At 22.2% G+C, this 3,148-nt stretch carries 3 protein-coding genes; all 3 read right to left on the bottom strand.

Features of this window, described 5'->3' with window-relative positions; genetic code table 4:
- Positions 1–109 precede the first annotated feature (109 nt).
- Positions 110–1,663, bottom strand: a complete 1,554-nt coding sequence (locus BU00_RS0103410; protein WP_027121482.1) for an RNA-binding domain-containing protein — start codon at positions 1,661–1,663, stop codon at positions 110–112.
- Positions 1,664–1,746: 83 nt separating this feature from the next.
- Positions 1,747–2,289 carry an NADPH-dependent FMN reductase gene (locus BU00_RS0103405; protein WP_027121481.1) on the bottom strand — a complete coding sequence of 181 codons (543 nt, stop codon included), beginning with the start codon at positions 2,287–2,289 and terminating at the stop codon, positions 1,747–1,749.
- Between the two features lie 94 nt (positions 2,290–2,383).
- On the bottom strand, positions 2,384–2,881 hold the full coding sequence (gene msrA / locus BU00_RS0103400) for a peptide-methionine (S)-S-oxide reductase MsrA (protein WP_027121480.1): 498 nt from the start codon (positions 2,879–2,881) through the stop codon (positions 2,384–2,386).
- Positions 2,882–3,148: the final 267 nt, after the last annotated feature.

Below are 3,148 nucleotides of genomic sequence, written 5' to 3'. Positions count from 1 at the left end.
ATAATTAGACCAGATTTGTGTTTTGCTATCGCAATTCTCTTATTATCAAAAAATAAGTTTATGAGAATTTACACAAAATATCGTACAGTCCCAATAAGCATTGCTTATTTTATTTTTTAACAATTTTTCAAGAACCTTTTCTATTAGTACCATCTCTTGTAATAATATTATTATCAACAAGTTGTTTAAAAATTCTTTTAATTGTCGGAAGAGACTTTTTGGTTATTTGAGAAAGTTTTTCTTGTGTGATTTCAGGATCGGAGTCTAAAAATTTTAAAATTAAATTAATGGTATCGTTTTTAGTATCATTGATACCATTTAAAATGGTATCATTTAATAGTTTAGTATCAAAATTGGTATCACTGATACCATTGTTCTCTTTTTTGTTATCACTTTGTGTAATGTCTAATTCATTTATTTTTTTCATTATATCTTCATCAACAAAAAACATTTGAGAATCTTTGACAAAAAATCTTAATTCTTTTTCAAACATTGATTTATAATCCTTTTTCATTTTTCTTAATCCAGTACCAAGTTCTTCAGCGTATCCTAATTTTCTAAAAACTTTTACAATTTCAGGATTATATATTTTTGAAAAAGAAGTAATTTGAACATCTTTAATTTCAAAATCATTTATTTCTGCTATCGGATTATATGAAAGAACAAAATTTTTAGAACATTGAATAATTGTAGGTTTAATTTTATCAAAAAAGTAATTTCGATGCATAAGAACATTTGAAACTAATTCTTTTAAAAATGGTTTTACAGTCGAAATTCTTTTTGATTCTCTAACAATATAAGGTTCTGGTAATGCGCTTTCAAAAAAATTAATTATTTCATTAAAAGCAGATATTAAATTTGATTCAACAACTAAATAATCATTATATGTCAATCTTGATAAATCATTACTTATTAAACATTTTGTTTTGTAATAAGGAAAATATTTGTTAATAAATTCTTTTTTACCAAAAAGTAATAAACCTACTTTTTTTAGCTTATATGTATTTGTTTTTAATTCCAAGGAAACAAGATTATTTAATCTTAAAACAGACATTATTTTGTCTTTTTTGGACAAAATACTAAAAACATCTTTTTCGTTTTTCAATAATTCACTAGAAACTAAATTATTTAAATAAAAATCAATAGTTTTTATATCAATTAATTCAATAAAGTGTTCTTCTTCAATGTAATTTGATAATCAATCAAACTCTTCTTTTTCTGAACGTAATATTGATAATAAATATGTATTATTAGTAATATCTAAGTCAGTGCTGGATTTTCTAAAAAATATTTTTTTGTTGTAAAAAATAATATTTTGTGATTTTTGAACAAAAATATCGATAATAAATAAGTTTTTTTCTATTTGATACTCTTGAATTAATACACAATTTAAAATTTCTCAACTAAAAATACTTTTATCATTTAAAGTTGTAATGATATCATCTTTTATTTTCTTTACTAAGTTTTCAGAAATACCAATTAATTTAGTATCATCTGCAACACCTAAAAATATGTGACCACCATTGTTATTAGCAAAAGCACAAATACTTTCATAAACACTTTTACTTACTTTTTCTTTACATTCTTTAAATTCAATTGTTTCTGATTCACCGCCCCGAATCATATTTACTATTTTGTCTAATATTTGATTATTTTTATTCATATTTACCACTTATTAAAATAATTATATATTTTTTTTAGTTCTGTTATATGATAAAAAACAAACGTAAAGTTTGTTTTTAGTAACTATAAATTTTGTAAAACTTGTTTAACTTGTTTTTGTAATTTTTGCACACTTTCTTCACTAAGTGTTAAAATACCAGTAGATCAAGCTTCTGGATTAATTTGTACATCTGTAAAATCACATACTACATTCGCTCTAATAAATGTTAATAAATCTTTGTATTGTTCAAATACTTTTTCGTGTCATTTTGCTGCAACACAAGAAACAGTAACTTTTTTATCATTAATTGCTGAAATAGATTTTGGTTGAGTTTTATCAAGTGATCTACTTAATCAATCTAAAAGATTTTTAATAGATCCAGGCATTTGTGAATTATAAACTGGTGAAAAAACCCAAATAAGATCACTTTCAAGTACTTGTTTTCTGATTTCTTTAATTTCTGGCAATTCAGTTTTTTCTAAATCTTGGTTCATTAATTGTAATTTTGAATAATCTAAATATGAAACTTCTGCTTTATTAGAAATTAGTTCCTGTGCTTTTTTTGCAAGTTGTAAATTAAAAGAATTATCTCTTAATGAACCTACAACAAATAAAATTTTTTTCATTTTTACTCCTTTATTAATTTTTACGATATTATACAAAAAGTTAGAAAACATTTACAAAAAAGATAAAAAATAACTTTTTTGTAAATGTAACTTACTATTTTAAATATTTTTCAGGTATTGAATAAAGATTTATATGACAATAACCACTTGGATTTTTTAAAAGATAGTCTTGATGATATTCTTCTGCTTTGGTATCATCACTTACCATTAATGTTTCAATATAATTTTGTTTATTTTCTTTTTCAATGAATTTTCGATTTAGCTCTTTAAATTTATTTAATAATTCTAAATCATTAGCATAAAAACCAATTCTATATTGAACTCCTTTATCGTTTCCTTGTTTGTTTAATGAATATGGATCAACAATATTTAAAAATAATTTAAAAATTACTTCTTCTGAAATAATAGAATCATCATATTTAACTTTTACCGCTTCAACATGTGAAGAATTTTGACAAACTTGCTTGTAAGTCACTCCTTCAAAACCACCATTTAAATAATGAACTGATGTTTCCAATACTCCTTTTAATCTTTGGTAATAAGCTTGAACGCCTCAAAAACATCCGCCAGCAATATAAACTTCTTTAATCATTTTACACTCCTTATTTGATTTTTATAAAAAAGATTATAACACATTAAAATCCTTTTAAATTCACAAAAAGTTAAAAAAAACATATTTTTTATACAAAAGTATAGCTTTTTCTTTTTTAATATCTGCTATTTGTTGTTTTTGTTTAAAATAAGTATTGAAAATTTTATTAAGCATACAAAATAGACTTTTTAATTTAACTTAATAATTCACAAAATTATATTTGACTTAAATATTTATTATCTATTAATGATATATATATATATATAT

This window comes from Mycoplasma leonicaptivi ATCC 49890 (genome assembly GCF_000622205.1).
Classification (GTDB): domain Bacteria; phylum Bacillota_I; class Bacilli_A; order Mycoplasmatales; family Metamycoplasmataceae; genus Mycoplasmopsis; species Mycoplasmopsis leonicaptivi.
The sequence above is the reverse complement of the archived record's forward strand: the minus strand, read 5'-3'. Positions and strand labels throughout refer to the sequence as shown.